Source organism: Streptomyces sp. NPDC055506 (genome assembly GCF_053643595.1).
Map to the genome: position 1 here is coordinate 1 of NZ_JBSHKH010000223.1, position 7168 is coordinate 7168.

At 69.3% G+C, this 7168-nt stretch carries 8 protein-coding genes; all 8 read right to left on the reverse strand.

What is annotated here, in order from left to right:
* Nucleotides 1-172 precede the first annotated feature (172 nt).
* The 8 genes from ACWIF2_RS39505 to ACWIF2_RS39540 all read right to left on the reverse strand — a co-directional run bounded on the left by ACWIF2_RS39505 (nucleotide 173) and on the right by ACWIF2_RS39540 (nucleotide 7101).
* On the reverse strand, nucleotides 173-1228 hold the full coding sequence (locus ACWIF2_RS39505) for a lysophospholipid acyltransferase family protein (protein ID WP_382488938.1): 1056 nt from the start codon (nucleotides 1226-1228) through the stop codon (nucleotides 173-175).
* A gap of 14 nt (nucleotides 1229-1242) precedes the next feature.
* Complete coding sequence (locus ACWIF2_RS39510; protein WP_454366394.1) at nucleotides 1243-2304, reverse strand: NAD-dependent epimerase/dehydratase family protein; 1062 nt, start codon at nucleotides 2302-2304, stop codon at nucleotides 1243-1245.
* 213 nt (nucleotides 2305-2517) lie between these two features.
* Nucleotides 2518-2616 (reverse strand): 30S ribosomal protein bS22, encoded by a 99-nt coding sequence (locus ACWIF2_RS39515; RefSeq protein ID WP_003948845.1) that lies wholly within the window; start codon nucleotides 2614-2616, stop codon nucleotides 2518-2520.
* Nucleotides 2617-2770: 154 nt separating this feature from the next.
* The gene (locus ACWIF2_RS39520; protein ID WP_004984898.1) at nucleotides 2771-2983 is read right to left on the reverse strand and encodes a helix-turn-helix domain-containing protein; all 213 of its coding nucleotides are present in this window, start codon (nucleotides 2981-2983) and stop codon (nucleotides 2771-2773) included.
* Between the two features lie 129 nt (nucleotides 2984-3112).
* The gene (locus tag ACWIF2_RS39525) at nucleotides 3113-3928 is read right to left on the reverse strand and encodes a phosphatase (RefSeq protein WP_454366401.1); all 816 of its coding nucleotides are present in this window, start codon (nucleotides 3926-3928) and stop codon (nucleotides 3113-3115) included.
* A gap of 97 nt (nucleotides 3929-4025) precedes the next feature.
* Nucleotides 4026-5201 carry an acetoin utilization protein AcuC gene (locus ACWIF2_RS39530; RefSeq protein ID WP_454366396.1) on the reverse strand — a complete coding sequence of 392 codons (1176 nt, stop codon included), beginning with the start codon at nucleotides 5199-5201 and terminating at the stop codon, nucleotides 4026-4028.
* Nucleotides 5152-6381: an MFS transporter gene (locus ACWIF2_RS39535; RefSeq protein WP_454366398.1), complete on the reverse strand. Its 1230-nt coding sequence runs from the start codon at nucleotides 6379-6381 to the stop codon at nucleotides 5152-5154. The genes ACWIF2_RS39530 and ACWIF2_RS39535 overlap by 50 nt, the downstream gene beginning before the upstream one ends.
* Before the next feature lie 75 nt (nucleotides 6382-6456).
* Nucleotides 6457-7101, reverse strand: a complete 645-nt coding sequence (locus tag ACWIF2_RS39540; RefSeq protein WP_454366400.1) for an HAD family hydrolase — start codon at nucleotides 7099-7101, stop codon at nucleotides 6457-6459.
* Between the last annotated feature and the right edge of the window lie 67 nt (nucleotides 7102-7168).

Here is a 7168-nt window from a genome sequence, read left to right on the forward strand (position 1 = left end):
GCCCCATCGTCGTACTCGGGCAGGCTCAGAAGAAGACCGACCGCCGCTGCACCAGAAGCTTGGCCCCTCCTGTCTGCTGCCCTCGCACTGCTCCGCAGGCTTCGGACAGCTGCGCCGGACTCCGTCCGGCGGCTCCGAGCGCCCGGCGCCCCATCGTCGTACTCGGGCAGGCTCAGAAGAAGACCGACCGCCGCTGCACCAGCAGCTTGTACAGCGTGTGCTGGATCTGCTCCCTGACCTGATCGGTCAGATTGAACATCAGCATCGGGTCCTCGGCCGCCTCCGGCGGATAGCCGTCCGTGGGGATCGGCTCACCGAACTGGATCGTCCACTTGGTCGGCAGCGGAATCGCGCCGAGCGGCCCGAGCCAGGGGAACGTGGGCGTGACCGGGAAGTACGGAAAGCCCAGCAGCCGGGCGACCGTCTTGGCGTTGCCGATCATCGGGTAGATCTCCTCGGCCCCGACGATCGAGCAGGGGACGATCGGCGTCCCGGCGCGCAAGGCCGTCGAGACGAACCCCCCGCGGCCGAAGCGCTGGAGCTTGTACCGGTCCGCGAAGGGCTTGCCGAGGCCCTTGAAGCCCTCCGGCATCACCCCGACCAGTTCGCCCTGCTCCAGCAGCCGTGACGCGTCCTCGGCACAGGCCAGGGTGTGGCCGAGCTTGCGGGCCAGTTCGTTGACCACCGGCAGCATGAACACCAGGTCGGCAGCGAGCAGACGCAGATGCCGTCCCGCCGGATGGTTGTCGTGCACGGCGACCTGCATCATCAGGCCGTCCATCGGCAGCGTGCCCGAGTGGTTGGCGACGATCAGGGCGCCGCCCTCGGACGGAATGTTCTCGATGCCCTTCACCTCGACCCGGAAGTACTTGTCGTACAGCGGGCGCAGCAGGGACATCAGGACCTGGTCGGTGAGCTCCTCGTCGTAGCCGAAGTCGTCGACCTCGTAGTCCCCGGTGAGGCGGCGGCGCAGGAAGGCCAGGCCGCCCGCGATCCGCCGTTCCAGACCACCGTCGCCGTCCCGGGACCGCTCCGGCGGCTGTTCCTCAGAAGTCACAGGAACATCATCCTGCGGAACAGCCCTGGTGGGCAGGGGCTGCACCTCACCGACCGGCGCCGACTCCGTGCCCGAGCGGCGGTTTCCCGCGCTCCGGCGCCGCTGGGGGCGCTGCACGGCGCTTCCGCGGGACCGGTCGTCGTCGAACGGAATGACCTTGGCATCCGCCATCGTTGATGCGCTCCTCAGTTGGCGCTCTGCGTCGGGGGGTGGCCATCGCCCGCGAGGGGCAGTGCGGCGATCCGGTCGACGGCCCCCGCGAGGGCCTCCGGCGGAAGAAGTCCGGGCCCTTGGCTGCGGGCGAAGTCCGCGAACGTTTCCGCGGTCGTGTATTTGGGCTGGAATCCCAGCGTTTCTCGCATCTGGCCCGTGGCCACGACCCGGCCGTGCGTGAGCAGCCGGATCTGCTCGGGCGAGAAGTCCGTCATCCCCAGCGTACGCACCAGCGAGCCGGCCCAGGTGACGGCCGGGAGCGGCAGGGGCACGGTGGGGCGCCCGAGGCGCCGGGAGCACTGGGAGAGCAGCAGGACGCCGTCGCCGGCGATGTTGAAGGTGCCGCTGTTGAGCGTGCCCCGCCTGGGCTCGTGGGAGGCGATCCGCAGCACCTCGATCACATCGTCCTCGTGCACGAACTGCAGCCTGGGGTCGTAGCCGAACACGGTCGGCAGGACCGGCAGCGCGAAGTACGAGGCGAGCGGGGTGTCCGCGGTCGGGCCGAGGATGTTGGCGAACCGCGGCACGCACACGGCCACATCGGGCCGGCGGCGCGCGAAGCCGCGGACATAGCCCTCGACCTCCACCGTGTCCTTGGCGAAGCCGCCGCTGGGCAGGGACTTGGGCGGCGTCGTCTCGGTGAAGACGGCCGGGTCGCGGGGCGCGGAGCCGTAGACGTTGGTGCTGGACTTCACGACCAGCCGCTGCACGGTGGGGGACTTCTGGCAGGCACCGAGCAGCTGCATGGTGCCGATGACGTTGGTCTCCTTCAGGGAGGCCCGGTTTCCGCTGCCCAGCGGTGTGCCCGTCACGTCCAGGTGGACGATCGTGTCGGCGGCCGTCTCGGCGAGCACCCGCGCGATCGTGGGCTGCCGGATGTCCGCCTGGATGAAGTCCGCGCCGCCCAGATGGTGCTCGGGCGGCACCGCGTCCACGGCGATCACCCGGTCCACCTCGGGGTCACGCTGGATCCGCCTCACGAACCGGCCCCCCAGCTGGCGGGCCACTCCGGTCACGAGCACGACCTTGCCCAAGATCAGCGCCTTCCTTCCACAGCCTCTTGTCCCCGCCGCGTTCCCCCGTGGGGCCAACTTAGCGGTTCGGTGTTGCGCTGTGATGACCGCCCGATGCGCGAAGTGACGGGACCACCGACGGGAAACGGCGGACGTACCTGGCGATACACGTGTGGCCCCCCACCGTTGAGTGGGGGGCCACAACGACGCTCTCGCGGCGTCCGCGTCGCGAACTTACTTCTTGTTGCGACGCTGAACGCGCGTGCGCTTGAGCAGCTTGCGGTGCTTCTTCTTGGCCATCCGCTTGCGCCGCTTCTTGATAACAGAGCCCACGACTACCCTCGCTCACTTCTCATCACTCGGTGCTGGGCGCCATGGGCCCATACGACCTACGAGGGGCTAGCCTACCCGCCCGAGCGCTGAGGTCGTAATCGAGGGGGCCAGGGTGATCCCGAGTGCCCTGTGAGGGATCACCCCGCCCCAGCCGTCAGGCGGTTTCCACCCCCACGTAGCTCTCGCGAAGGTACTCGTGAACCGCTTGCTCCGGGACGCGGAAAGACCGCCCCACACGGATCGCGGGCAGATGACCGCTGTGCACCAGCCGGTACACGGTCATCTTCGACACTCGCATCACCGAGGCGACTTCCGCCACGGTAAGGAACTGAACCTCGTTCAGAGGCCTCTCGCCAGCTGCAGCCATGACACACCTGAACCTTCCGCACTCGACGGCCACCGGCTTCCCCTTCCGGTGACTCTTCGTCGCTGCGTGCTCACTCCCCAATGTAGGGGCCAGTGATGCGAGTGGGGAAGAGGTGCACCCATCAACGGCCTACTGTGACAGACACGCCCGATTGAGTACGTAGCGGGTAAGCGGCAGGTAGTAATCAGACCGCACGCCGTCATCAAGTGGAACGACGACGGACACGGACCCCTCAGCCTGCCCGACGAACGGGGCGGGATCGTCCGTATCGGCAGGACCGATGGCCTCGAACCCCAGCTGACCTGCCCCGCAGACCCACCCGTGGTCCCCGATCACCAGCTCGGGAAGGGGCCCGCCGGCCTCCGCGGCGGCGGCCAGCGCGGTACGAACCGGGAGAGGTGAGTGCGTATGTGCGCCGGGCTCACAACCGGGGCGTTCCGCCCCAGGTGCCCGCACCAGCGCGACTCCTCGTACGTAGTCGAGGTTGTACGTACGTAGGCCGAACCGGGTCGTTATGTCGACACAGCGACCCTGCGCGGGGGTGAGAACCGCACACCCCGCCGCCGACAGCGCGTCTGCCAGAGCGGCGTAGAAGCCGAGCAGCCGGTGCGGGTGCCCGGTACCGAGAAGCACCGGAGCACCCCGCTGGGCGGCATCGGCGAGACGGTCCGCGAAGGCGTCCAGCGCGGCCACGGTCCGCTGCGGATCGATCACGTCCTGGCCGGAAGTCCGCCGAGAATCGGCCGAAACCCCGCACCGGTCCGCCATCAGCTCGGTCAATTCCCGCTGCTTCCAAGCCCCTTCGGGATCGATGCCGAGCAGCACACGAGGGTCCCGGGCAGCGAAGAGTCGGTAGCTGCGCAGGCTCTCCTCACGCGACGTGGCCACGGTACCGGCGAGGCGTGCACCCACCAGGTGCGTACGCAGAACTTCGGGGGTCAGCACCAGAAGATCGTCCGCGACCAGGGCATCGCCTGTCCCGGGAAACCGGCGAACACCGCTCGGTCGGCCTACCAGGCCCACCAGGCCCACCAGGGGCGCTTCACCCCGGCAGCAGCCCCCGCAGCGGGAACACCGCCCGCCGGGCCGCCAGCACCGCCTGGTCCAGCCGGTCCGCCGGGTCGTACCCGGCCTCCCAGCCGACCCACTCCACCGGCCAGCGCCCGTCCGTCATCCGCGCCGGGGCCAACTGCCGCGTCCGCGCGAACACTTCCTGCCGCCAGCTCTCCGGGATCACCGCCTCGGGCTCCACCTCCCGGTGCGCCGCGATCGCGACCAGATGCGTCCACGACCTCGGTACGACGTCCACCACCGCGTAGCCGCCCCCGCCCAGGGCCACCCACCGCCCGTCGGCGTACTCGTGCGCCAGGTCGTGACAGGCCACCTGAACCGCCCGCTGCGCGTCCAGCGACACGGCCAGATGCGCCAGCGGATCCTCGAAGTGCGTGTCGGCCCCGTGCTGCGTCACCAGCACCTGCGGCCGGAAATCGGCGATCAGCTCCGGCACCACGGAATGGAACGCCCGCAGCCACCCGGCGTCCCCGGTCCCGGCCGGCAGCGCCACGTTCACCGCCGAGCCCTCCGCCGAGTCCGCCCCGGTCTCCTCCGGCCAGCCGGTCTGCGGAAACAGCGTCCGGGGATGCTCGTGCAGCGAGATCGTCAGCACCCGCGGGTCGTCCCAGAACGCCGCCTGCACCCCGTCCCCGTGATGCACGTCGACATCGATGTAGGCGACCCGCTCCGCCCCGAGCTCCAGCAGCCGGGCGATCGCCAGCGACGCGTCGTTGTAGATGCAGAACCCCGACGCACCGCCCGGCATCGCGTGATGCAGCCCGCCCGCGAAGTTCACCGCGTGCGACGTCTCCCCGCGCCACACGGCCTCCGCCGCCCCCACCGACTGCCCGGCGATCAGCGACGACACCTCGTGCATCCCCGCGAAGGCCGGATCATCCATCGTCCCGAGACCGTACGACTGATCCGCTGCCCCGGGATCCGCCGACGCGGCCTTCACCGCCTCGATGTAGTCCTCCCGGTGGACGAGCCGCAGCGTCGACTCCCCGGCCGCCTTCGCGGCGACCACCTCCACCTCACGGTCGAGCCCGAAGGCGTCGACCAGTCTCCGGGTCAGCGCGAGCCGGACCGGGTCCATCGGATGCCCGGGACCGAAGTCATAGCCCGTTACTGCCTCGTCCCACATCAGCTGTGCGCGGCCGCTCATGACCGCCACCGTATCGGTCCGGTTGAGCGGCGAACGACCGGGCGTACACGAGCGTCACCAGCACCAACACCATCGGCACGAGCATGGCCCCGCGATAGCTCCACAGATCCCCGAGCGCACCCACCAACGGCGAACCGATCAAGAACCCCACATAGTTGAAGACATTCAGCCGCGCCACGGCAGCGTCCGACGCCCCGGGGAACAACCTGCCGGCCGCCGCGAACGTCTGCGGCACCAGCACACACAACCCAACCCCCAGCAGCGTGAACCCCAGCATCCCGACCCACGCCCCGGGCGCCGCGGCCACCACGGCGAACCCGCCCGCCGCGACCAGCGCCCCGGCCCGCACGACCGCGACCGCCCCGAACCGCCGCACCCCGAAGTCCCCCAGCGTCCGCCCCACCAGCGTGGTGACCATGTACACGTTGTACGGCACCGTCGCCAGCTGCTCCGAGCTCCCCAGCACGTCCTGCAGATACTTCGCACTCCAGTTGGAGACCGTCGAGTCCCCGATGTACGCGACGGTCATCACCAGACAAAGCGGCAACAGCAACTTGAACGCGAGGACCTGCCCCTCCCCCGCCTTCTCCTCCACCCCGGACCCCGCCACCGGCCCCGCACCACCGCCGTCGACGTACCAGCGGCTCCCCACCAGCACAGTCGGCAACAGCACCACCACGACCGGCAGATACGACACCCACAACGCCAGATCCCAGTGCGCCCCCACCCACGCCAGTGAGGCCCCGACGATCCCGCCCAGGCTGTAGGCCGCGTGAAAACTGAGCATGATGCTGCGCCCGTACGACCGCTGCAGACTCACCCCGAGCATGTTCATCGACGCGTCCAGCACCCCGACGGCGAGCCCGAACGCCGCGAGCGCGATGCCCAGCTCCACCATCCGCTCCCCGGCCCCGACCCCGAGCAGCGCCAGCAGCACCACGGGCTGGGACCACCGCAGCAGTCTGCTCGGCGGCACCCGCTTCACCAGCCGCTCGGTGCTGACGCTCCCGACCCCCGCGAGGATCGGCACGGCGGCCAGAAAGGCGGGCAGCAGCGCATCGGAAACCCCGTACCGGTCCTGGATGGCCGGGATCCGCGTCACGAGCAGAGCGAACGCGACCCCCTGCACCAAGAAGCTGAACGCCAACGAGCCCCTGCCGCGCCGCAGCACATCAGTCATGGCGGCGAGCGTAGGGCTCCGGCTTACCCGTGGGTAGATCCAGCCAAAGATGAATTTGCCTCATCTTCCACGGGCTCACACCAGCAGATCGGCCAGCTCCCCCATGTCGGAGAAGAGCCCGGTGGCGCCGGCGAGCTTCTCCGCCGGAGTCATGGCGGTGAACCCGTACACGTCCATCCCGGCCGCGACCGCCGCCTGCACTCCGAGCGGACTGTCCTCGACGACGACACACCGCTCCGGCGCGACCCCCATCCGCTCGGCGGCATACAGGAACAGATCAGGAGCCGGCTTGCCCCGCCCGACGTCCTGAGAGCTGAAGATCCGCCCCTCGTCGAACCACTGACTGAGCCCCGTCGTCCGATGCCCCACCCGAATCCGCTCATGGCTCCCGGACGAGGCCACGCAGTACGGCACCCCGTCCGCGGCGAGCTTCTCCAGGACGCCGGAGACCCCGGCCACAGCGACCAACTCCTGCTCGAACGCCGCGAACACCCGCCCATGAAAGACATCGTCGAAGCTCTCCGGCAACCGCTGTCCCGTCCGCTCGAGAACCAGCTCATGAATCCGGTGCATCGCCGACCCCATGTAGTCCCGAATGGACTCCTCGTACGAGGTCGGGTGCCCGAGCTCGGTGAGATACGCGGCCAGCAGCCGGTTGGAGATGGGCTCACTGTCGACGAGAACACCGTCGTTGTCGAAGATGACGAGATCGTAGTTCATATCCACGACCCTAAACGCAGAAAACCCCCGCATCCGAAGATGCGGGGGTTTTCTCAATATTTGTTCG

Excerpts from the sequence above, each read along its gene's own strand:
- ACWIF2_RS39505 (WP_382488938.1), bottom strand. The coding sequence starts at position 1,228 with ATGGCGGATGCCAAGGTCATTCCGTTCGACGACGACCGGTCCCGCGGA.
- ACWIF2_RS39530 (WP_454366396.1), bottom strand. The coding sequence starts at position 5,201 with ATGAGCGGCCGCGCACAGCTGATGTGGGACGAGGCAGTAACGGGCTAT.
- ACWIF2_RS39535 (WP_454366398.1), bottom strand. The coding sequence starts at position 6,381 with ATGACTGATGTGCTGCGGCGCGGCAGGGGCTCGTTGGCGTTCAGCTTC.
- ACWIF2_RS39540 (WP_454366400.1), bottom strand. The coding sequence starts at position 7,101 with ATGAACTACGATCTCGTCATCTTCGACAACGACGGTGTTCTCGTCGAC.
- ACWIF2_RS39520 (WP_004984898.1), bottom strand. The coding sequence starts at position 2,983 with ATGGCTGCAGCTGGCGAGAGGCCTCTGAACGAGGTTCAGTTCCTTACC.